Annotated in this window: 20 protein-coding genes; 18 read left to right on the top strand and 2 right to left on the bottom strand. The window is 40.7% G+C overall.

What is annotated here, in order from left to right:
• Window positions 1-6: 6 nt before the first annotated feature.
• The 10 genes from I592_RS13815 (at window position 7) to I592_RS13770 (ending at window position 9,960) form a co-directional block, all read left to right on the top strand.
• Window positions 7-750: a Stp1/IreP family PP2C-type Ser/Thr phosphatase gene (locus I592_RS13815; RefSeq protein ID WP_010779604.1), complete on the top strand. Its 744-nt coding sequence runs from the start codon at window positions 7-9 to the stop codon at window positions 748-750.
• Entirely contained in the window at window positions 747-2,906 is a 2,160-nt protein-coding gene (pknB, locus tag I592_RS13810; protein ID WP_010779605.1) for a Stk1 family PASTA domain-containing Ser/Thr kinase, read from the top strand. The genes I592_RS13815 and pknB overlap by 4 nt, the downstream gene beginning before the upstream one ends.
• A 217-nt stretch (window positions 2,907-3,123) precedes the next feature.
• A complete protein-coding gene (gene rsgA, locus I592_RS13805; RefSeq protein WP_044926590.1) occupies window positions 3,124-4,005 on the top strand; it encodes a ribosome small subunit-dependent GTPase A in 882 nt (293 codons plus the stop codon).
• Between the two features lie 79 nt (window positions 4,006-4,084).
• Complete coding sequence (gene rpe / locus I592_RS13800; RefSeq protein ID WP_010779607.1) at window positions 4,085-4,735, top strand: ribulose-phosphate 3-epimerase; 651 nt, start codon at window positions 4,085-4,087, stop codon at window positions 4,733-4,735.
• Window positions 4,735-5,373: a thiamine diphosphokinase gene (locus tag I592_RS13795; RefSeq protein WP_010779608.1), complete on the top strand. Its 639-nt coding sequence runs from the start codon at window positions 4,735-4,737 to the stop codon at window positions 5,371-5,373. Before rpe ends, I592_RS13795 begins: the two co-directional genes overlap by 1 nt.
• A 159-nt stretch (window positions 5,374-5,532) precedes the next feature.
• Window positions 5,533-6,393 (top strand): rod shape-determining protein MreC, encoded by an 861-nt coding sequence (gene mreC, locus I592_RS13790; protein ID WP_010779609.1) that lies wholly within the window; start codon window positions 5,533-5,535, stop codon window positions 6,391-6,393.
• Window positions 6,390-6,920, top strand: coding sequence for a rod shape-determining protein MreD (gene mreD / locus I592_RS13785; RefSeq protein WP_010779610.1), 531 nt, complete (start codon window positions 6,390-6,392; stop codon window positions 6,918-6,920). Before mreC ends, mreD begins: the two co-directional genes overlap by 4 nt.
• 218 nt (window positions 6,921-7,138) lie before the next feature.
• On the top strand, window positions 7,139-8,593 hold the full coding sequence (locus I592_RS13780; protein ID WP_010779611.1) for a C40 family peptidase: 1,455 nt from the start codon (window positions 7,139-7,141) through the stop codon (window positions 8,591-8,593).
• A gap of 63 nt (window positions 8,594-8,656) precedes the next feature.
• Window positions 8,657-9,160 carry a VanZ family protein gene (locus tag I592_RS13775; protein WP_010779612.1) on the top strand — a complete coding sequence of 168 codons (504 nt, stop codon included), beginning with the start codon at window positions 8,657-8,659 and terminating at the stop codon, window positions 9,158-9,160.
• A gap of 77 nt (window positions 9,161-9,237) precedes the next feature.
• Window positions 9,238-9,960, top strand: coding sequence for a YebC/PmpR family DNA-binding transcriptional regulator (locus I592_RS13770; RefSeq protein ID WP_010779613.1), 723 nt, complete (start codon window positions 9,238-9,240; stop codon window positions 9,958-9,960).
• 352 nt (window positions 9,961-10,312) lie between these two features.
• Here I592_RS13770 and I592_RS13765 read toward each other — a convergent pair whose 3' ends face one another.
• Window positions 10,313-11,719: a L,D-transpeptidase family protein gene (locus tag I592_RS13765; protein ID WP_010779614.1), complete on the bottom strand. Its 1,407-nt coding sequence runs from the start codon at window positions 11,717-11,719 to the stop codon at window positions 10,313-10,315.
• A 209-nt stretch (window positions 11,720-11,928) separates the two neighbouring features.
• Window positions 11,929-12,909 carry an L-lactate dehydrogenase gene (locus I592_RS13760; protein WP_010779615.1) on the bottom strand — a complete coding sequence of 327 codons (981 nt, stop codon included), beginning with the start codon at window positions 12,907-12,909 and terminating at the stop codon, window positions 11,929-11,931.
• A 347-nt stretch (window positions 12,910-13,256) separates the two neighbouring features.
• On the opposite strand from I592_RS13760, the gene pth reads away from it, so the two are divergent.
• The 8 genes from pth to hpt all read left to right on the top strand — a co-directional run bounded on the left by pth (window position 13,257) and on the right by hpt (window position 22,287).
• Entirely contained in the window at window positions 13,257-13,814 is a 558-nt protein-coding gene (pth, locus tag I592_RS13755) for an aminoacyl-tRNA hydrolase (protein WP_010779616.1), read from the top strand.
• 99 nt (window positions 13,815-13,913) lie between these two features.
• Window positions 13,914-17,426, top strand: coding sequence for a transcription-repair coupling factor (gene mfd / locus I592_RS13750; RefSeq protein WP_010779617.1), 3,513 nt, complete (start codon window positions 13,914-13,916; stop codon window positions 17,424-17,426).
• Between the two features lie 39 nt (window positions 17,427-17,465).
• The gene (locus I592_RS13745) at window positions 17,466-19,028 is read left to right on the top strand and encodes a putative polysaccharide biosynthesis protein (protein WP_081633637.1); all 1,563 of its coding nucleotides are present in this window, start codon (window positions 17,466-17,468) and stop codon (window positions 19,026-19,028) included.
• A 3-nt stretch (window positions 19,029-19,031) separates the two neighbouring features.
• A complete protein-coding gene (locus tag I592_RS13740) occupies window positions 19,032-19,301 on the top strand; it encodes an RNA-binding S4 domain-containing protein (RefSeq protein ID WP_010779619.1) in 270 nt (89 codons plus the stop codon).
• Between the two features lie 74 nt (window positions 19,302-19,375).
• Window positions 19,376-19,810: an FtsB family cell division protein gene (locus I592_RS13735; protein ID WP_010779620.1), complete on the top strand. Its 435-nt coding sequence runs from the start codon at window positions 19,376-19,378 to the stop codon at window positions 19,808-19,810.
• Window positions 19,811-19,866: 56 nt separating this feature from the next.
• Window positions 19,867-20,313, top strand: coding sequence for a S1 domain-containing RNA-binding protein (locus I592_RS13730; protein ID WP_010779621.1), 447 nt, complete (start codon window positions 19,867-19,869; stop codon window positions 20,311-20,313).
• Between the two features lie 80 nt (window positions 20,314-20,393).
• Window positions 20,394-21,728 carry a tRNA lysidine(34) synthetase TilS gene (tilS, locus tag I592_RS13725; RefSeq protein WP_010779622.1) on the top strand — a complete coding sequence of 445 codons (1,335 nt, stop codon included), beginning with the start codon at window positions 20,394-20,396 and terminating at the stop codon, window positions 21,726-21,728.
• Window positions 21,729-21,741: 13 nt separating this feature from the next.
• Complete coding sequence (gene hpt / locus I592_RS13720) at window positions 21,742-22,287, top strand: hypoxanthine phosphoribosyltransferase (protein WP_010779623.1); 546 nt, start codon at window positions 21,742-21,744, stop codon at window positions 22,285-22,287.
• Window positions 22,288-22,376 lie beyond the last annotated feature (89 nt).

Genomic DNA, 22,376 nt, shown 5'->3' with positions numbered 1-22,376 from the left:
AAAAAGATGGAGATCCAATTTCAATCAGACATCGGCAAGCGGCGCAACATGAATCAAGACTATGCAAATGTTTTTACCAATCAAGCAGGTATGTATTTAGCGATATTAGCTGATGGCATGGGCGGGCATCTAGCTGGCGATGTTGCTAGCAAAATGGCTGTTGACGGTTTAGGCGTTGCTTGGTCAACCTCGACGATTGCACAGCCTGAGGAAGCTGGGCACTGGTTTACAGAAGAAATTCAAAAAGTAAATGAAGCAATCTATCAAGAAGGAATCGCGCATCCAGAGATGCAAGGAATGGGAACAACGATTGTCAGCGCAGCTTTATTAGACGAGAAATTCGTTCTGGCACATGTTGGCGATAGTCGTGCGTACCTGATTCAAAATAGTCAATTGCAGCAATTGACAGATGATCATTCATTAGTGAATGAGCTGTTGAAGTCTGGTGAGATCACGAAAGAGATGGCAGCGATCCATCCGCAAAAAAATGTACTGACTCGTTCAGTAGGGATAGCTGGAACAATCAAAACGGATGTTTCAGAGCATGCGTGCCATCAGAATGACTATTTGCTGCTATGTTCAGATGGATTGACCAATATGGTGAGCGAAGAAAATATTCTTTCAATTGTAGAAAGCGATCAAACATTGGAAGCAAAAACGAAGCAGCTGATCAATGCTGCCAATGATGCTGGTGGTGCAGACAATATTACTGTCTTGCTGATCCATTTTGAAGGGGAGGCTCGTCCATGATTGAAATAGGCAAGTTGGTCAATGGACGCTATAAAATCATCGCCAGCATCGGTAGCGGCGGTATGGCAAACGTCTTTTTGGCCCACGATTTAATTTTGGATCGTGATGTTGCCATCAAAATATTACGCTTTGACTTTCAAAATGATCAAACTGCAATTCGTCGTTTCCAGCGTGAAGCGCTAGCGGCGACCGAAATGGTTCATCCTAATATCGTTGGTGTATACGATGTAGATGAAGAAAGCGGCATGCAGTATTTAGTCATGGAATATGTAAAAGGAATGGATCTGAAACGCTATATCCAGTCGCGATCGCCAATTCCTTACGGCAAAATTGTAGATATTATGGAACAAATACTATCTGCGGTTAGTTTGGCTCATGCTCACGGCATTATTCATCGTGATTTGAAGCCGCAAAATATTTTGATGGATCAGGCAGGCGTTGTTAAAATCACTGATTTTGGAATCGCGATCGCCTTGTCAGAAACCTCTCTGACCCAAACCAACTCCATGCTAGGCTCTGTGCATTATCTTTCTCCAGAACAAGCCCGAGGCAGTATGGCAACAAAGCAATCAGACATTTATGCCTTAGGGATCATATTGTATGAAATGATCACTGGGAGTGTGCCGTTTGATGGAGAATCTGCGGTAACGATTGCCTTGAAACATTTTCAAGATGACATGCCTTCAGTAAAAGGCTTTGATCCTGAAGTGCCTCAAGCCTTAGAGAATATTGTGATGCACGCTACAGCAAAAGATCCAGCAGATCGCTATAAGACTGCTGATGAGATGGCGGCGGATCTTTCAACAGCGTTGATACCAGCACGCGTAAATGAATTGCCTTGGCAGCCAACGGTGATGCTTGATGAAACGAAAGTATTGACGCCAATCCAGCCAGAAGAGGCACCGGCTATTGAAAAACCAAAAGAAGAACCTCCTGTACCAGGAGAAAAGCCGAAGAAGAAAAAAGGCAAGAAACGCTTTGTTTTTCTTTTTCTACTGCTGATGCTGGCGATCGGCGGAGTAGTAGGCTATATGATGACTAGTTCGGCAGAAGTATCTGTCCCGCAAGTGGAGGATATGACTGAAGCGGATGCGCGAACAGCCTTGAAAGCGGCGAAATTGACTGTTGATAGTAAAACCGATGAAGCGCCAAGCGATACTATCAAAAAAGGTCGAGTAGTCAGAACAAATCCTGATGCTGGAACTATGATCAAAAGAAGCCAATCTGTACGGTTGTATATAAGTTCGGGAACGAAAAAGGTCTCACTGAAAAATTATAAAGGGGATACTATTGACGATGCAGAGGAAGATCTGCTAAAAATTGGATTCTCCGAAAAAAATATTCGTATCAAGAAAATTTTTGACGAAACAGCTCCGAGTGGTCAAATTTTGAGTCAAGACCCTAAAGAAGGAACAAAAAGTGATCCAAAGACAGATGAGATTACTTTTGAAGTATCCGATGGTCCTCAAAAAATTAAAATTGGTGATTATTCGCAAATGAGTTATGCGGAAGCGGAACAAAGTTTGCTGGAGCTAGGGCTGACAAAAAATCAAATCAAGCGTGTAAATGTTTCAAGTGAAACGGCCTCAATTGATGAAGTGATCAGCCAAGACCCTGTAAGCGGGGCTGGTTTGACGTCAAAAGATATCATTACTTTAAAAGTCAGTTCGGGCTCTGCCTACATTAAGCTAGATGATTTAACCGGCCAAGATAAAGCAATGGCAGAAGCAACGATTACAAATTCAGGTCTAAAGTATTCTGAACAACAAGAATTTTCTGATGAGGTAGAAGCAGGAAAAGTCATAAGAACAGACCCGGGAGCGGGAACTTCTTCTCTAAAAGCAGGTGATACGGTGACAGTGTATGTCTCTAGAGGACCTGAAAATAAGGAAAATACATTTGATGTGAAGATTTCCGCCCGGTTCAATGGGCCGGATGACAAACAGGATACAATTTCCGTGATGCTAAAAGATGCAAAAAACACGAGTGCCGTGGAGGTTTTAAACTTCCCATTAGATAAAAATACGCCTACGACAGAACAGACTGTCTCCGTAACCACCACTGAAGGTGGGTCCGCTACAATAGAGATTCAACGGAATGGAAAACCAGCAGTTACAAAAAGCGTTACAAAAGCGGAGACAATAACCGTACCGTAGAAAAAACCTTTCCTCCATGAGGAAAGGTTTTTTAGGTCATTTGTACTGAAATTGGTTTTGAAGTATGCTACAATAAAGTGGAATTTGAACTATATATCTCTTGCTTATTCGATAGAAAAAGAACTATTGGATGATTGTGGGCGTACGTTTGAATGTAAAAGGATTCTCATTAGGAGTTAATCTACGTTAAAATAGTTAGATGTTTACAAAAAAGGAGATGAGTCGGATCGAAGGACAGATTCGTAAAGCACTAAGCGGTTTTTATTATGTTGCGAGTGAAGGAAAGACCTATCAAACACGTGCACGCGGGAATTTTCGTAAAAGAAAGCTGACACCTTTAGTAGGCGACGAAGTAGTTTTCAGCAGTGAGGAAAACAGTGAGGGGTACATCCTTGAGCTGCTGCCAAGAAAAAATGAATTGGTTCGACCGCCAGTTGCCAATGTGGATCAAGGCGTGATCGTAACCAGTTTAGTTGAGCCTAACTTCTCTTACAATTTGTTGGACCGTTTTTTAGTGACTTTAGAAAATAAATGCATGCATCCGATTATTTATTTATCGAAAACAGATTTAGTCTCGGACCACTCATTAGTTGACGACATTCGTTCTGTCTATGAGCCTTTAGGCTACCCGGTAATCGACGGGGATCAGGACAAGGAAAAGCTAACAGACTTGTTTAAGGGAAATCTGACTGTGTTTATGGGGCAATCCGGTGCAGGAAAATCTACATTGTTGAATGACGTTTCTCCTGATTTGAATTTAGAAACGGGTGAAATCTCGGATTCATTGGGGCGTGGTCGGCATACGACGCGGCATGTAGAATTGCTGTATTTATTTGATGGTCTAGTGGCGGATACACCTGGCTTCAGCTCGATTGATTTTCTTGAAATCTCTGCTGAAGAATTACCCAAAGAATTTCCTGAATTCCGTTCGGCGGCTCCACGTTGTCGATTCCGCGAGTGCCGTCATGTGAAAGAACCTGGTTGCGAAGTAAAACACCTTCTCGAAGAAGGGCAGATTGCACAAACTCGCTATGACAATTACCTGCAATTCCTGCAGGAAATTGAGAAGCGTCGTCCTATTTACAAGAAAAATAAATAATGAACTGGATCGTTTTTTAGTATAGTAAGGCTTTAAAAGCATAAAATAAATACATTAAAATGAAAAAGGAGTACTAATTATGAAAATTGCCCCATCGATCTTAAGCGCAGATTTTGCAAAACTAGGTGAAGAAGTAAAAATGGTTGAAAATGCCGGCGTAGATTACATCCACATTGATGTAATGGATGGAAACTTTGTACCGAATATTTCATTCGGCCAAGTTGTCGTGAGCGCCTTGCGTCCAGTAACTAAATTACCATTGGATGTTCATTTGATGATTGCTAATCCTGAGAATTACATCAATGATTTTGCAAAAGCGGGTGCGGATATCATTATGGCTCATGTGGAGGCTACGCCGCATATTCATCGTGTGGTTCAAATGATCAAAGCGGCAGGCGTGAAGCCGGGAGTTGTTTTGAATCCTGGGACACCGATTGAATCAATCGAATATATCTTGGGTGACGTAGACCAGATTTTAGTGATGACGGTCAATCCAGGGTTTGGTGGTCAAACATTCATAGAGAGCCAAGTTGAAAAAATCGCAGAATTGGATCGTCTACGAAAAAAACATGGCTACCAGTATGAAATTGAAGTAGATGGTGGTATTCAACCAGAATCAGCTAAAAAATGTGCGGAGGCAGGCGCAGATGTATTTGTTGCCGGCTCGTATATCTATGACGCAGAAAACCCGCAAGAAAAAATCGATGCTTTGAGAGCGGCTATCGATTAATGAAGATATTACTTGTTGCAGGCGGTGATCCAAATCACTGGCCTGCTTTTTCAAATGAATTCGATAAAGTCATCGGAATTGACCGTGGGAACCTCTTTCTGTTGCGTCGAGGAATCATTCCCGATTTAGCGATTGGCGATTTTGATTCTCTAAATGAAGAGGAAAAAAAGGAAGTATTTGACAGCGTCGCGGAAGTGATGACTTCTCCAGCAGAAAAAGATGACACCGATACACAATTGGCACTCCAAACAGCTTTTGAACGTTTCCCTGAAGCTGAAATAACGCTGATCGGTGCAACGGGCGGGCGGTTGGATCATCTGTTAGCCAATCTATGGTTAGGCGCTGAGCCGCGCTTTCAGCCATTTTTAAGTCAAATAGAGATCGCAGATGAAGGCAATGTTGTGAATTATATTTCTTCAGGACGTTATCAAATTGCTAAAAACCCAATGATGAAGTATGTCGCATTTTGCTGTATCGTTCCTGTAAAAAAATTGACATTGAAAAATGTGAAGTATGAACTCTCAAATGTAGACTTTGCACAACCCACTAGTTTAGCCAGTAATGAATTTTTGGATGGTGATGCAGAGGTATCCTTTGAGGAGGGATTGATCGCTGTGATTCAGAGTCGGGATGTATAAATAGAGGAGCAGCAGATTGTTTTTTTTAAAACAAATCTGCTGCTCTTTTTTTATTTGATGAGAGATACTAAAATTCTCTAAAATCAACCGTCCACGCTTTTTTATACCGCCATTTAGTGGTAAAATTCAATCTATATTATAGCGTTCAGAGGTGCCTAAGTGAGAAAGTTTAATCCGAATAAAAATATTATTATTATATTAATTGTTGTTATCGTTGTTGTGGCGACTGTTTCGATTACTGCAGCGAATCGTGCGAAAGACAGCGACACGAATATCGTCCAATCAGCTGTGAATGATACGATCAGTGTCGTCGATAAAGTGATTACTGCACCAGGACGTTGGCTTAGCAGCGGCGTTCATTCCGTGTCGAATTTGATGAACACGTATGAAGAAAATCAAAAATTAAAAAATGAAGTTGATCAATACGATGAAGTGAAACAGCAAACAAAAAATCAAGCACAAGAAATTGAACGTTTAAAAAACGAGCTAGAATTGAACCAAACATTGACCAGCTACGAGAAGGTAACGGCAAATGTCATTACCCGTTCGCCGGATACTTGGCAGGATATGCTGATCGTAGACAAAGGGAGCAGCGATGGTGTTGAGGGAAATATGGCGGTCATGTCCAAGAAAGGACTAATTGGTCGTGTGATGGAAGTAAATGCACATTCATCTAAAATCCAGTTATTAACATCAGATAATAAAAGCAGCAATCATTTTCCAGTAAAAATAAGTTCCGGCAAGGGGAATTCTTTCGGAGTATTGAATAAATACGACGTAAAATCGCAACAATTAATCGCATCGGAAATTACTGGCGAAGAAGACATCAAAGAAGGCGATGTCGTTCAAACGTCCGGTTTAGGTGGGAACTCTCCAGCAGACCTTGCTATTGGAACAGTTGTCAAGGTCAAGCCAGATAGCTATGGGTTAAATCGCGAGGTCTATATTAAACCCTATGCGCAAATGTATGATATCTCAGTCGTAACGATTATCCAAAGAATGGCGGGAGCAACTGAATGATTACGCGGACAACCTTAAAATATATTACGCCATTCCTCTTATTTTTCTTATTTTTACTAGACGCACATATCACGCGGATCATCGCTTCTTTGACAGACAATGTTTATGTTGCAAATGCGCATTTGGCACTGTTGGTTCTATTGATCCTGTCGCGCGTGATAGATGAACGGTTTTTGTTAGGAACGTCATTGTTTTTAGGGATCTTGTATGACCTTTATTACATAGGAGTTATCGGTATTTATGCCGTCATTTTCCCACTCTTGGTCCTACTGTTTTACCTTTTCAAAAAGACAATCCAACAAAATATTTTGACGCTCTTTTTCACTATTGTGATTAGTGTGACGCTCTTTGAATTAATTAGTTTATTGTTGCAGTCAGTCTTTGGTTTAACAGGCATCAGCGGAGACTTTTTTGTCCCCCGATACCTAGGTCCAACACTGCTTTTTAATATTCTAACGTTTGTAATTTTAATCTTCCCATTAGAGAAAATTTTGATTGGCCCGCCTGAAGAAAACCTTGATTTATAAAGGAAAAACTAGTGGTATGGGTCAAATGAAAAAAACAGAAGAATTTTTCTTCTGTTTTTTTGTTGCCTGAATTTGTAACTCAAAAATAGTAAAATGAAATGTTTTTGTAACAAAGCTATTATATGGGTGACATACAGCTGTGGTAAACTCATGAATGTGTTAGAAAAAAAGTCTAATAAAATTCAAAATAAAAGATTAAGTAGTCGGAGGACATAAGAGTGAAAAAAAGTTTGTTATCAGCATTAATGGTATGTTCAGTAACATTAAGCGCATTAGCAGCTCCAGCCGCAGCTTCTGCCGATGAATTCGATAGTAAAATTGCTGATCAGGATGCTAAAATTTCAAGTTTACAGAATCAACAAACCGATGCACAGTCACAAATCAGTGCATTAGAAGGTGAAGTTGCTTCAATTAACGATAAAGCCCAAGGGTTATTAAACGAACAAGCATCATTAAAACAAAAATCACAAGAATTACAAAAGCAAATTGAAACGTTGGATAAACGTATCGAAAAACGCTCAGAAGCAATCAAAGAGCAAGCGCGAAGTGCGCAAGTAAAACAATCTTCAGGTTCAAATGTTGTGGATGTCGTATTGAACGCTGAATCATTTACCGATGTTGTTAGTCGTGTTCAAGCGATGGCAACAATCGCTAAAGCAAACAATGACTTAGTTGAACAACAAAAAGCAGACAAAGCAGAAGTTGAACAAAAACAATCTGAAAACCAAAAACAATTAGAACAAATCGCTGCAAACCAAGCTACATTGGAAAGCCAAAAAGGTGATTTGATTACGAAACAAGCAGACTTAAATGTCCAAACGACGACTCTAGCCGCTGATCAAGCAACTGCTGAAGGCGAAAAAGCCAGTCTGAAAGAAAAACAAGATGCTGCTATCAAAGAACAACAACGTGTGCAAGAAGAAGCTCGTAAAGCTGCAGAAGCACAAGAAGCTGCTAAAAAAGCTGAAACAGATGCAAAAGCAAAGGCTGATGCAGACGCGAAAGCGGAAGCAGATCGCAAAGCACAAGAAGAAGCTGCTGCAAGCACAACGACAACTGAAAGCTCAACAGTTGAGTCTTCAACTACAGTAGAAACATCATCAACAGAACAACAAACAAGCACGACAGAATCTTCTTCATCAGAATCATCTAGTGAAGATAACTTCCAAGGTGGCGGAGCAACTCCGACTGATAATGGGAATTCAAGCGCTAATAACAATCAAGGTTCAACATCGTCATCAACTAACGATCAAACTCCGGCACCTACGCCAACACCAGCGCCGGAAGTACCAAAACCATCAACACCAACACCACCGCCTGCTACAAGCGGATCAGTGGTTGCTGAAGCGATGAAATACATTGGTACACCTTACGTATGGGGTGGTAAAACACCAGCAGGATTTGACTGTTCTGGTTTTACTTCATATGTATTCCGTCAAGCAACTGGTCGTGAAATCGGCGGATGGACTGTTCCTCAAGAATCAGCTGGAACACGCATCTCAGTCGGTGAAGCACAAGCTGGAGACTTATACTTCTGGGGTAGCCCTGGTGGAACATACCACGTAGCGATCGCAATGGGCGGAGGACAATACATCCACGCACCACAACCAGGTGAAACAGTTACAGTAAGTTCTGTAAGCTATTATGCACCAAGCTTTGCGGTTCGTATGTAATCAAACTAAATCACTTATGACCGGTACGGGTTTCGTACCGGTTTTTTTATTGGAGGAAAAGCAATGCAGAAACAAATGAAAAATGGTAATTTTTATTTAGGTATTGCCATTTTGATGATGGTCATTTTATTTATTAGTTCGTCGATGACGTATCAACAACAAAGTCAGGTATCCTTAATTCAAAAATTATTAGCAAACGAGCCGTTGAAAGAGTTCTTTAGTCGCATTTCATTTAACTACGCGGGCAGCGAAGTAAGTATTTCTGCAAAAGGCTATGTTAAATTTGTCGAGTTTTTTATTCGCAAAGGTGCGCATTTCATGACGTATTTTATTTTAGGAGGAAGTCTATACTTAGGATTATCACCGAAATTGAAGCAAAAGTCATCGGTCTTAAGCCTGTATTTTGCTTGGATGGCTGCAACTGGGTATGCAGCTACGGATGAGTTTCATCAAATGTTAACGGGCGGACGAACGCCTTTATTCCAAGATGTGATGCTGGATTCTTGCGGTGCTTTGACGGCTTGCGTAATTATTATCATCTATCGTGCTCTTCGTAAGAAACGTTAATCTGAAGATTATTCTTGACGAAAAATACAATCAGACGGACAATAAGAGGGATCAATAATTAATTGGAGGAATCTACCATGTCAGGACATAGTAAATGGAATAACATTCAAGGGCGTAAGAATGCACAAGATGCTAAACGAGGAAAAATTTTTCAGAAGATGTCTCGAGAAATTTATATGGCAGCTAAAGCTGGGGGTCCTGATCCAAGTGTAAATCCAGCCTTACGTTTAGTAGTCGATAAAGCGAAAGCCGCAAATATGCCAAACGACAATGTCGATCGTGCGATAAAAAAGGCTACTTCGGCAGGTGAAGGGGAACATTACGATGAGATCACTTACGAAGGGTATGGTCCGGGGGGCGTTGCTATCTTAGTCCATGCGCTTACAGACAATCGCAATCGAACCGCTACTAATGTACGTGTTGCATTTTCTAGAAATGGCGGGAATTTAGGTGAGACGGGTTCTGTTAATTATATGTTTGATCGTAAAGGGTATATGGCGATTGAACGAGAGGGTTTATCAGTTGATGAGGATACCATGTTTGAAAACGTGTTGGAAGCTGGCGCGGAAGACATGGAGATCTCGCCTGAGGTTTTTGAGATTTATACTGCTGCAGAGGATTTTGTCAGTGTAAGAGATCAATTAGAGTCGGATGGGTTTGTATTGGCTCAAGCGGAATTAACAATGATTCCTCAAACGACTGTAAGTTTAGACGAAGAAAGCAAAGAAAAATTGGATCGCTTAGTTGAGAAGCTTGAAGATGATGATGATGTTTCTGAAGTATTTACATCTGCGGAGTAAGTGAGTACCTGCTCTCAAGTACTCAACTCTGCTAAGCTGAATAAATTTTTAGTGAGTATGTTGCGAGAACGAATGCGCAACATACTTTTTTTGATTAAAAATCAGAGATCTAAAAGAAGGAGAGTGTGTTGCAATTTTTTAATATAATTTGTGCATGCTCTATTTTAAAGTAAAAAATTGAATGGCTCTTTTTTGCAGAGAGAAGTGCATTCATTTATCTAGTAGTAAAGAATGGTTTGAGAACTTTTCCAATAAAAAAGTGTTGACGGAAAATCAGTAAGACTTTTCCGTCAACACAAGTAGATATAAGAACTAAAAAAACCAGCGAAGCAAGTTCGCTGGTTTTGATTTATTAAAATACTAAAACAGGTGTACCGACATCAACCATATCGAAAAGCTTGGCCATAACGTCTGGTGGAGTGTTTACACAGCCATGAGAACCACGTGTTTTCCATAATTCGCCGCCGTATTCAGGCTGCCAATCAGAATCATGAAGTCCTACGCCGGTCCAATCAATCGGCATCCAATATTTCACGGGACTTGCATAGTCAGTACCGTCATCGTTCTTTCCTCTTAAGGTCTTGTTCGTTTCTTTAGACCAAACATAGTCAACTCCTGGTGGGGTCGGAGAACTTGGTTTCCCACTAACGATATCTGTTTCTAGAGCAACTTTTCCATCCTTGTAGTACCACATATGTTGGTTTTGAAGATCGACTTCAATGTATGTTTTATCCACTAATGGTTTGTCGGCTGTCGTTGCACCAGTAACGACAGGAGAACGAGTGAAATCTTTCCCTTCCAGAATTTGTTTTGTTAAGGCTTCAACTTCTGCAGGAGTATTGATCGTCCAACTGAATGTACCAGAAGGAACTGAAACTTTACCCCGACGAGTGCTGTTAAATTCTGTTGGTTTTGAGCTGGTATTGTATTTTTCACCTAAGCTCTTCACGTAAGCTGTTACTTTATCCTGATCTAGAGACATTGTGCCATTGTCGTCAATCAACCAATCGTTAATGTCTGATGTAGGAATCTGGAAGTTTTGTCCATTGATGCTGTAGTTTGCTTTGATTTTTGCCACAGCATTCATTTTGTCCATTGTCTTTTTCAAATCAGCATTGTCTTTAGTAATTGATGGTTTGGCAAGATAATGATCAAAATCAACAGTATGTTTTCCGTCTTTCGCTGCCTCTTTAAACGCAGTTACGGCTGCATCGACATCAATCGTGTTCCCTTGTTTTTCGGGAGTGATCTCAAAGCCTTCATTTGTACGAGAGACTTTTGCATTTTCAGTGGCAGTACGTGTTGTGTTTGTTTGTGTAAGTTCTGCTCTGACTGCTTCGCCAACGGCGTTTAATTTATTTTCGTCTAATGTATTGCCCTCGACATCTTTTGTGTCAGCGGCAGAAACTAACTGCATTCCCCAACTAAAGGGGTTTTGCTTTTCTTGCATTTCCTTTAAGCCAGGCAAATAATCATTTTTCCAGCCTAAGTCTTTGCGATTGATCTCTTTCCAATTTTGATCATCAATTTTAATCAAGAAAGGAGAGTCTGAAAGTTCGCGAGTGATTTTTCGATTGGCTTCACTTACTGTTAAATTATTAATCTTCACGCCATTGACTACCGTATTAGGGAGAAATCTTTGTGCGTAATATGTACTGCGAACGGCGTATCCGCCAACTAAAACTACCAATAAACCTAAAACAACAATCATGCCGATACGTGTTCGGCCACGAGAATTTCTTTTTTCATTTCTTGTCATCGAAATAACTCCTCATTGCTTTTCTGTATTTGGTTTTCATCCATTATCGAAGCATTTTCTTCTATATAATAGCCGCTAAGTGTAAATGATATACCGACTATAAATATACCACAGAATGAGTAAAATACGAGTGATATGTTCTGAAACATTAGCAAATATTAAAAAAGCCGCAAAGAATCATCAGATTCCTTGCGGCTTCAAAAAGTGTCTTATTTTCCTTCAGCTTCAAGATCAGCAAAAGCTTTGTCCATAACTTCTTTTAATTCTTTCGCAGAAGCATCCATACGATCTTTTTCAGCATCGCTTAATGGAATTTCGATAATGTTTTGGATACCTTTTGCATTGATAACAGCAGGTGCACCAATATAAATATCGCTTTGTCCGTATTGACCTTCTAAATAAACTGATAGAGGGAACACAGCACTTTCATCATTTAAGATTGCACGGGTGATACGTGCTAAAGCAACGGCGATACCGTAGAATGTTGCTCCTTTTTTCTCAATGATTTCGTAAGCAGCGTCACGTACACCGAAGAATAAGTTTACTAAAGCTTCTTCATCTACTTCTGGATTATCTTTTACCCATTCGTAAATTTGCAAGCCGGCTACGTTTGCGTGTGACCAAACTGGGAATTCTGAATCACCATGTTCACCAAGAATGTAAGCATGGACGTTACGTGCGTCAACGTCAACTAATTCAGCGATTGCTTGACGGAAACGTGCTGTATCCAATGACGTTCCTGAACCAATAACGCGTTCTTTAGGGAAGCCAGAGAATTTCCATGTAGAATACGTTAAGATATCTACAGGGTTGGCAGCAACTAAGAAGATGCCGTCGAAGCCAGAAGCAACGACTTGTTCTACGATGCTTTTGTTGATGCGTAAGTTTTTACCAACTAAGTCTAAACGAGTTTCACCTGGTTTTTGTGGTGCGCCCGCTGTAATAACAACTAAGTCAGCATCGTGACAGTCTTCGTAAGAAGCAGAATATATTTTTTTAGGTGATGTGAATGCTAATGCATGTGATAAGTCGATTGCGTCACCTTGCGTACGATTGGTATCGATATCGATAATACCGATTTCTTGAGCGATATTTTGATTGACAAGTGCGAAGGCATAGCTTGAACCTACGGCGCCGTCTCCGATTAACATTACTTTTTGATGGGTTTTACTTGCTGCTGTTGCAGTCATGTGTACCAATCCCTTCTTATATTTGTTTTCCAGTGGAATGATAACACTAATTAATGAAATTTGTCACGTGTTTTACTCATTAATAATACAGTTTTTTCAGCTGTTTCCAAAGTAAGCGTTTCATGCATTGATGCTCCAAGGTGCTGATATGATTAAGTTTTTGCAAAAATAACAGGTTTTTGAAAACAGGTTAGAGCATTGGAAACGGTCACTACAGTATAGTTTGTGTTATACTGTATAAAGAAAATTTCTTACTGGGTAGTCAGCTGACTATCCAGCATTTTGTCATGCAACTGAAAAACGTGGCATTTAGGTAACTATGATAAATATAAATGAGGCGAATACAAATGAAAATGATCGTTGGCTTGGGAAATCCAGGGAAAAAATACGAAAATACGAAACACAATATTGGTTTTATGGTGGTTGACCGTCTAGCAGAAGAACATGGTGCTACGTTCAAAAAGAATACGTTTGAAGCGGAAGTAGCGGACTACTTTGTAAATGGCGAAAAAATCTTGTTGGTGAAGCCCTTAACATTCATGAATGAATCTGGTCGAGCGGTTGGCCCATTAATGACGTACTTCGGTGTTTATCTTGAAGAATTAGTAGTCATCGCAGATGATTTAGATATGGATCTTGGTAAATTGCGTTTGAGAAAAAAAGGAAGCGCCGGGGGGCACAACGGATTAAAAAGTATTATTTCCCATATTGGGACACAAGAATTTAATCGTATCAAGGTTGGTATTGGACGGCCAAACGGTAAAACAGTTGTAAACCATGTATTAAGTACATTTAGTAAAGAAGAAGCAGAGACAATCGCTGTCAGTGTCGCCCGTGCGGCAGATGCCGCAGATGACTTTGTAGCAGGGGCGGATTTTCTACAAACAATGAACCGATTTAATTAACCCTGATACTGAGAAAATAAGAACTGCATGTGAGGCGAGAAGCTTTCTAAATAGTCTCGGACAGCACATGCAAAGAGGAATGTATAAGGAGCAAGAACGATGAATTTAATTGAATTTATAAATCAACTGCCGTTAATAAAAGAGTGGCAAGCGAATTTAAGCAAAAAAGCGAAGCGGCAATTGCTGATCGGTCTTTCTGGATCTGCCAAAGCTTTGGTGATGGCAGCGACGTATCAGACAAGTCAAAAGCAGACAATCATCGCAGTGCCCAATCTTTACTATAGTAATCAATTAGCAGATGAACTGCGCCAGATCGTCGACGATGTTCATTTGTTTCCTGTGGATGAAGTACTTTCGGCAGAAATGGCTTTTGCCTCCCCTGAAGCAAGAGCAGAACGCGTTGCTACGCTACAGGCGCTTTCTCAAGGTGAAAAAGGACTGTACGTTGTTCCGATCGCTGCATTGAGAAAGTATTTACCGTCAACTGAAACATGGAAAGCCAATCAACTACATTGGAAAATCGGCAGCGAAGTTGATCTAGATCACTTAGCACAACGGTTGGTATTGATGGGCTATGAGCGGCAAACAATGGTCGGAAAACCCGGTGAGTTCAGTATGCGCGGCAGTATCGTTGACATTTATCCTTTGACGACCGAATATCCTGTTCGTGTAGAGTTGTTCGATGTGGAAATAGATTCTTTACGCTATTTTGAGCCAGAGACGCAACGCTCTGTGGAGAATTTGGATGAAGCATGGATCACCCCAACTACAGATTTGGTTTTCTCTGCGGAAGATTTGACACAAGGCGCGCAGAAGGTGACTCAACTTTTACAAAATCGTTTAGCGGTCACGAAGGAAAAAGAAGCGTATAATTTCTTAAATGATTACTTTGGTCAGCTCATTGCGTCGTGGGAAGATGGAATCCCTACAGAGCAGGCCAAGTATTATACGGATTTACTATATGAAGAAAAAGTATCTCTACTCGATCACTTTGCTGAAGATGCGCTGCTATTCGTCGATGACTATCCTCGAATAATGGAAACGAACCGTGAAATGGAACGAGAAGAAGCGGAGTGGCACACGCAAAAAATCGAAGAGCTGAGAGTGTTTTCTGATCAAACATTTGGAATGAATGCCCACGACTTAATAAAGAAGGCTAAACTTGTAACAAGCTTCTTCTCCTTATTTCAAAAAGGAATGGGAAATTTGCGCTTCGAAGCAATCCATAATTTTCAGTACCGCTCGATGCAGCAATTTTTTGGGCAAATGCCATTACTGAAAACAGAAGTCGATCGTTGGCAAAAACAAGGACAAACAGTACTATTTCTTGTTTCTGACCAGGAGCGTCAAGAAAAACTCACACAAGAATTTCGAGATGTGGCTATCCAAGCAGTGCAAACAACTCCAGATAAAATAGTAGTGGGACAAACGCAAATTGTAATAGGAAATTTAACGAATGGATTCGAGCTGCCGCAAGATAAGTTAGTAGTGGTAACAGAACGGGAAATTTTCCAAAAGGTAACCAAAAAACGTGCGCGCCGCCAAACGATCTCCAACGCGGAACGCCTGAAGAGCTATAATGAATTAAAGACAGGCGACTATGTCGTTCATGCAAATCACGGAATCGGGAAATATATAGGGATGGAGACTATCGAAATAGATGGGGTCCATCAAGACTATATGTCGATTCTGTACCAAAAAGACGACAAACTGTTTATTCCAGTTACACAATTGAACCTAATCCAAAAGTACGTTTCTTCTGAAGCGAAACCGCCGAAAATCAATAAATTAGGCGGCAGCGAGTGGACTAAGACAAAGAGTAAAGTATCGAAAAGAATTGAAGATATCGCAGATGACTTGATTGAACTATATGCGAAGCGTGAAGCAGAGCGCGGGTATGCTTTTGGTCCAGATGACGAATACCAGAAGGAATTTGAAGATGCCTTTCCTTATAGTGAAACAGACGATCAGTTACGGAGCGCTTCGGAAATCAAGCACGACATGGAGAAGGCGCGCCCGATGGACCGTCTGTTGGTTGGCGATGTTGGTTTTGGGAAGACAGAGGTTGCGTTGCGCGCAGCCTTTAAAGCAATGAAAGAAAATAAACAAGTAGCATTCCTTGTTCCGACGACGATTTTGGCGCAGCAACATTACGATACGATGACCGAACGTTTTGAAAATTTCCCTATAAACGTGGGAATGTTGAGTCGTTTTCGTACAAAGAAGCAACAAAATGAAACGATTGAACAACTTCGTACAGGACAAATCGATATTGTAGTCGGTACGCATCGTCTGTTGTCACAAGATTTAAAATTTGCAGATTTGGGCTTATTAGTGATCGACGAAGAACAACGTTTTGGCGTGAAACACAAAGAGCGCTTAAAGCAACTCCGATCTCAAGTGGATGTCTTAACGTTGACCGCTACTCCGATCCCTCGGACGCTGCATATGTCGATGCTGGGCGTACGTGACCTTTCAGTCATCGAGACACCTCCGGAAAATCGCTACCCAATTCAAACTTATGTAATGGAGACGAATCCCGGAGCGATCCGTGAAGCGATCGAGCGAGAAATGGCACGTGGCGGGCAAGCCTTTTATCTGTATAACCGGGTAGAGACAATCGAACGAAAAGTAGAAGAATTACAAATGTTGGTACCAGATGCTAAAATCGGATTTGCGCACGGTCAAATGACCGAAGTACAGTTAGAGAATACATTGATGGACTTTATCGATGGACAATACGACATCTTGGTGACGACAACGATTATTGAAACGGGGGTAGACATTCCCAACGTAAATACGTTGTTTGTAGAAAACGCCGATTATATGGGGCTGTCCACATTGTATCAATTACGTGGACGTGTAGGACGAAGCAGTCGAATCGCCTATGCGTATTTCATGTATGAGCCGCAAAAAATACTGAATGAAGTCAGTGAAAAACGTCTGCAGGCAATCAAAGACTTTACTGAATTAGGCTCAGGCTTCAAAATCGCGATGCGGGACTTATCTATTCGTGGTGCAGGAAACCTTCTTGGTGCTCAGCAGCATGGCTTTATTGACGCAGTCGGCTTTGATATGTACTCACAAATGCTTTCTGAAGCAGTAGATCGGAAGCAAGGCAAAAATACTCAAGTGGAGCGTACATCAGTTGAAATCAACCTTGGAATCGACGCCTATATTCCGGGGACTTATATAGAAGATGAACGACAAAAAATCGAGATCTATAAACGGATTCGCGAACTAGAAAGCACGGAGATGCTAGATGAAGTCGAAGCAGACTTGATTGATCGCTTTGGTGATTATCCTGATGAGGTAGCCAATTTGCTGAACGTCGGTCAAATCAAAATGGATGGCGACCGGGCATTAGTTGAGAGTATACAAAAACGTCAGCAGCAGATTATCTTTACCCTAAGCAAAGTTGGGACAAAAGCGTATAAAGTCGAACAGCTTTTTGAAGCATTAAGTGTAACGAAGATGAAAGCAACTCTAGGTGTTGAAAAGGATCAAATGGTCATCAAATTAACTATTGCTAAAACCATGGATGAGGCTATTTGGTTACGAGAAATCAGCAAATTTATTCGGGCGTTAAGAGAACAAAAATACAAAGAATAGGTGGTGGAGGCACTGGCAAATAAAGAAATGCGGGTCATGATGCAAGGTGCCTTCGTCTTGACGGCTGCGTCATTCATCGCGAAGCTATTGAGCGCTGTTTACCGAGTCCCTTATCAAAACTTTGCAGGTGACGAAGGTTTCTACGTTTACCAACAAGTGTATCCGATCTACGGGATTGCGATGACGCTTGCTTTAACTGGACTTCCGCAGTTCATTTCAAAATACGTAGTAGAGAAAAAAGAGCCTCGAAAACAACGTCAAGCACTGGAAGAGTTATTTCCGTTAATCAGCAGTTTTGGTTTGATGTTATGGGCCATTTTCTTCTTTTCTGCTTATCCATTCGCTGTCTGGATGGGAGATGCAAAATTAGCTCCTTTGATTCGCGTGGTTTCGTTTACCTTTGTAATTATGCCGTTCCTTTCGATTACACGAGGAGAGTTCCAAGGGAAATTACTGATGGTGCCAACTGCCGTTTCTCAAGTGGTGGAGCAATTGATCCGGGTGGGTGTAATTATAATTGCTGCGTGGTCGTTCAGACAATTTGGTTGGAATGTTTACCATACAGGAACGGTTGCCATGTCAGGGGCATTAGTCGGTGGCGTTGCAGCAGTAGCTGTCCTCTGGTATTACCGACGGAAAATCTTGTCTACCAGCATTTTTCTCAAGCTTCCCAGAGTGGGCGGAAATACGGTTAAGCTTGCTAAGCGAGTGGCTCTTGAAGGTGGTTTGATGACTGTCTACAGCGGTCTGTTGATTTTATTTCAACTCATTGATTCGTTTACTGTAAAAAAAGCGTTAGTTGATTTTGGGTTAAGCGAACATGGTGCGAAACTCGCAAAAGGGGTCTATGATAGAGGGCAGCCGCTGGTACAATTAGGATTAGTTGTAGCATTAGCTTTAAGTTCAAGCTTCTTGCCCTTGTTAACCCGCTATTTAATCAACAATGACCGTCGGATGTTTGTTAAAACGAGTCAAGTTTTCCTTCGATTGACCTGTGCAATTGCAGCGGCAGCTTCAATTGGATTAGCGATGTTGTTGCCGTATGTGAACTATGCGTTATTCAAGGATTATCAGGGAAATGCCACGCTAGTGCTATTTGTATTCGCGATCTTTCTTATGGCGATGGTACAGGCTTACCAAAGTATTGCCCAGAGTCAAAATGAATACCGTAGTTCGTTGCAAGCAGCAGGCGTTGGATTGCTGTTAAAAGTTGTGACAACAGGGGGATTAACGAATCAATTCGGCACAATTGGTGCTAGCTTATCGACTCTGCTGGGGTTAGCAGTCGCTTTATTTGTTTTACATTATGCATGTAACCGTGAAACCCGCGCCTATGGAAAGCAACGACACTTTATGCGAAATCTTTTTATTTGTTTAGCGGGGATGATCATCGTACTCTTATGTTATTATGGCGGTATCAGCATTATCTTTGGTGCTATTCAAAAAAGAAGTTTTGCTTTAGTTGCAGCCATTTTTGGTGTAGGAATTGGAGGAAGTGCTTTTTTGATGCTGGCCATTCAACTACGTTTGTTAACCATTAGAGAGTGGCTGATGTTGCCATTTGGCAGCAAATTATTAAGAATAAATTGGAAAAGGAGATAGTTCATGCGATTAGATAAATTTTTAAAAATAGCGCGTATTATAAAACGTCGTACGGTAGCGAAAGAAGTAGCTGACAAGGGACGAATCCAAGTAAACGGAAAGTTAGCAAAATCTTCAACAGATATAAAAGTGGGAGATGAGCTTCGCATTCAATTTGGTAACAAAGTCCTAGAAGTGGCGGTAGAAGAGCTGCATGAGTCGACAAAAAAAGAAGATGCAGCAAAAATGTATCGGATCATTCGTGAGACACGAGTGGAAAATAACGGGAATTAAGGATAATTCAAATAGACAATTATATCCTGAATTGATATAATAGTAAAGAATTTCATGGTAAGGAGCGAGCAGGAATGAATGAAAACGAGACGCAGAAAATTGCTTCGTTAGATACGCCGTATGCAAAAGAGCAATATCGCAAATTTCAAAAGCAGCACCGTCAATTAATTTTTAAGCGTCGTCGTCTAGCAGCATTATTTGCTGTCGCAGCTTTTGCCGCTATCGTCATGGGAGTTCAAATCTTCAACGAACATCGTCATTTGAACGAATTGAAGCAAATTAAGGTTCAGACAGTAGCCGAATCTGCTAAAGTGGATGATCAAGTGAATGGGTTAAAACAAGATGTAAAATTGTTGAAAGATGATAACTATGTGGCAAAACTAGCTCGTAGTCGTTTCTATTATTCAAAAGATGGGGAATTGATTTTTGTTTTACCAGATTCAGCAAATACGCCTAGCAAAGACAAACAGTCTGCTGACGAAGTTGTAAAGTCCGAAACTGCTAACTAATATAAAATCGCAGTTTTAAAATAAATTGGAAAAAAATTAGGAGGAACATTTTTTTTATGTCAATCGAAGTAGGAGCTAAGCTGCAAGGAAAAGTATCAGGGATCACCAATTTCGGTGCCTTTATCGACTTGGGAGAGGGCAAAACGGGCTTAGTCCATATCAGTGAAATATCTAATGGTTTCGTCAAAGACATTCATGATGTTTTGACTGTCGGGGATGAGGTAACGGTAAAAGTTACGTCAGTTGGAGACGACGGCAAAGTAGGTCTTTCAATACGTAAGGCCCAAGATCAACCACAACCAGAAAAGAAACCTTTCAAACGTGAGTTTCGCGACAACAACCGACCAAGACCAGCGGCTAAAGGCAAACCCCAACAAAATAGCGGCAAACAAGACTTCGATTCATTGATGAGTTCCTTTTTAAAGGATAGCGATGATCGCTTGTCATCGATCAAACGCAATACCGAAGGAAAACGCGGAGGCCGAGGCGGCCGTCGTAGTTAAAATAGGGAAGCTGAAATTCTTTTAGGATTTCAGCTTTTTTTATAGTTGTCACTACTATTTTTAAAAATGAGGAATTTAATATGGAACACGCTTTTTTTAAAGAGAATCCAGAGTTAATGGAAGGGAAAAAAATCTTAATAGCTGTCTCGGCTGGAGTCGATTCAATGGTATTGCTACATCTGCTAGAACAAAGAAAGCTGAAAATAGGTGTCGCACACATAAACCATCAGTTACGTAAAGAATCCAAAGCAGAAGCAGCTTTCCTGCATGCGTATTGTGAAAAACAGCAAATACCGTTTTATTTAAAGGTCTGGGAAAAGCCAGCAGAGAAAAATGTAGAAGCGGAAGCTAGAAATGTTCGGTATGGTTTTTTTAAAGAAATTATGCAGAAAGAAAAGTATGATCTGATTTTAACAGCTCATCATGGCGATGATCAGCTAGAAACGCTATTGATGCGTCTGACTAGAGGCGGTTCGCTTGCAGGCCATGAAGGAATAGCGCGTCAACAACGATTTGGTAATGGAATTTTACTACGTCCACTGCTGCTATTTTCAAAAGAATCATTATACGATTACGCTGAAAAAGAAAATGTCCCTTATTTTGAAGATGGAACAAACACGTCTCAAGATTATTTTCGTAATCGTATAAGACAAAATGTTGTCCCTGAATTAAAAGAAGAAAATCCCCAAGTCTTACTGCACGCGCAACAATTTCACCAACAATTGACGTGGGCTAACCAGCTGATCAATGAAACGCTAAAAGAAAATTTAAGAAATGTTGAATTTGACGGTCAACGGTGGTCATTTTCCTATGAAACTCTTCCTCAGGAGACGGGCGCTCGTTATTATTTTCTTTCTTCGTTTTTTCAACAGGCTAGTGAACAGAAGACGCTCGCGGTCTCACAGCGTCAACTTTTTTTACTGTTAGATAAAATGGAAGATTTTACCAGTCAATGGCTAATAGACATCGGCAATAATTGGCAATTTGTACGTCGTTATCAGCATTTTTATCTAGAGCAGAAATCCCTGGTGGATAAAGAAGTTCTTTATTTAGATGAAGGTGAAGAGGCTGGGCTGTCTGATGGTGCAAGGATTGCGCTTAGAAAAAGCAGCGAAGCTTCCAATAAAGAGGGGTATCAAGTTTTCCTGCCCGCAACAGTGAACCTCCCGCTAAAGATTCGCAAGAGAGAAGCGGGAGATCGCATTCAATTAAGTGGGCGTTTGAAAAAAAGGATAAATCGTTATTTTATTGACAAGAAAATCCCAACAGATGCACGTGATCGCGCATGGGTGGTAGAAGATTCTGCGGGAGAAATCGTAGCGCTTTTGCCTTTTGTCAATTCCTATTTGAGTATTACAACTGAAACTGATAGAATACACTACATACTTGACTATACGCTTCAGGTAGCGAAATGAAAGGAGTTTCCACATGCTAGCAAAAGATATTGAAAAAATCTTGATTACTAGAGAAGATATTCAAAAGCGCTGTGTTGAATTAGGCGCACAATTAACGACAGATTACGCCGACAATAATCCATTGGTGGTTGGTATTTTAAAAGGTGCTGTACCTTTTATGGCAGACATCGTTCGTGAGATCGATGCACACTTAGAATTGGACTTTATGGATGTTTCAAGTTACGGTAACCAAACCGTTTCATCTGGTGAAGTAAAAATCATTAAGGATTTAGACACAAATGTTGAGGGCCGTGATTTGTTGATCGTTGAAGATATCATCGATAGTGGTCGAACATTGGGTTATTTGGTGGATCTGTTCAAATACCGCAAAGCCAAATCAGTGAAAATTGTCACATTGTTGGATAAACCCGAGGGTCGTGTAGTTGATATCCATGCGGACTATGTTGGCTTTGATGTGCCAAATGAATTCGTTGTTGGTTATGGACTGGATTATGCAGAAGCATATCGCAATTTACCGTATGTAGGCGTATTAAAGCCTGAAATTTATCAATCAAATTAGTGACCGAAAAAATCACAGTGTGATATACTTAAAAGGTCAAAATTGATAAAACTTTTTTTACAAGCTAATAAGCTAATGAGCTAACAAGC

Origin of the sequence: Enterococcus gilvus ATCC BAA-350 (assembly GCF_000407545.1) — a bacterium.
GTDB classification, from domain to species: domain Bacteria; phylum Bacillota; class Bacilli; order Lactobacillales; family Enterococcaceae; genus Enterococcus_A; species Enterococcus_A gilvus.
The sequence above is the reverse complement of the archived record's forward strand: the minus strand, read 5'-3'. Positions and strand labels throughout refer to the sequence as shown.

Coding starts and splice junctions, on each gene's coding strand:
- I592_RS13815 (WP_010779604.1), top strand. CDS start 7: ATGGAGATCCAATTTCAATCAGACATCGGCAAGCGGCGCAACATGAAT.
- pknB (WP_010779605.1), top strand. CDS start 747: ATGATTGAAATAGGCAAGTTGGTCAATGGACGCTATAAAATCATCGCC.
- rsgA (WP_044926590.1), top strand. CDS start 3,124: ATGAGTCGGATCGAAGGACAGATTCGTAAAGCACTAAGCGGTTTTTAT.
- rpe (WP_010779607.1), top strand. CDS start 4,085: ATGAAAATTGCCCCATCGATCTTAAGCGCAGATTTTGCAAAACTAGGT.
- I592_RS13795 (WP_010779608.1), top strand. CDS start 4,735: ATGAAGATATTACTTGTTGCAGGCGGTGATCCAAATCACTGGCCTGCT.
- mreD (WP_010779610.1), top strand. CDS start 6,390: ATGATTACGCGGACAACCTTAAAATATATTACGCCATTCCTCTTATTT.
- I592_RS13775 (WP_010779612.1), top strand. CDS start 8,657: ATGCAGAAACAAATGAAAAATGGTAATTTTTATTTAGGTATTGCCATT.
- I592_RS13770 (WP_010779613.1), top strand. CDS start 9,238: ATGTCAGGACATAGTAAATGGAATAACATTCAAGGGCGTAAGAATGCA.
- I592_RS13765 (WP_010779614.1), bottom strand. CDS start 11,719: ATGACAAGAAATGAAAAAAGAAATTCTCGTGGCCGAACACGTATCGGC.
- I592_RS13760 (WP_010779615.1), bottom strand. CDS start 12,909: ATGACTGCAACAGCAGCAAGTAAAACCCATCAAAAAGTAATGTTAATC.
- pth (WP_010779616.1), top strand. CDS start 13,257: ATGAAAATGATCGTTGGCTTGGGAAATCCAGGGAAAAAATACGAAAAT.
- mfd (WP_010779617.1), top strand. CDS start 13,914: ATGAATTTAATTGAATTTATAAATCAACTGCCGTTAATAAAAGAGTGG.
- I592_RS13745 (WP_081633637.1), top strand. CDS start 17,466: ATGCAAGGTGCCTTCGTCTTGACGGCTGCGTCATTCATCGCGAAGCTA.
- I592_RS13740 (WP_010779619.1), top strand. CDS start 19,032: ATGCGATTAGATAAATTTTTAAAAATAGCGCGTATTATAAAACGTCGT.
- I592_RS13735 (WP_010779620.1), top strand. CDS start 19,376: ATGAATGAAAACGAGACGCAGAAAATTGCTTCGTTAGATACGCCGTAT.
- I592_RS13730 (WP_010779621.1), top strand. CDS start 19,867: ATGTCAATCGAAGTAGGAGCTAAGCTGCAAGGAAAAGTATCAGGGATC.
- tilS (WP_010779622.1), top strand. CDS start 20,394: ATGGAACACGCTTTTTTTAAAGAGAATCCAGAGTTAATGGAAGGGAAA.
- hpt (WP_010779623.1), top strand. CDS start 21,742: ATGCTAGCAAAAGATATTGAAAAAATCTTGATTACTAGAGAAGATATT.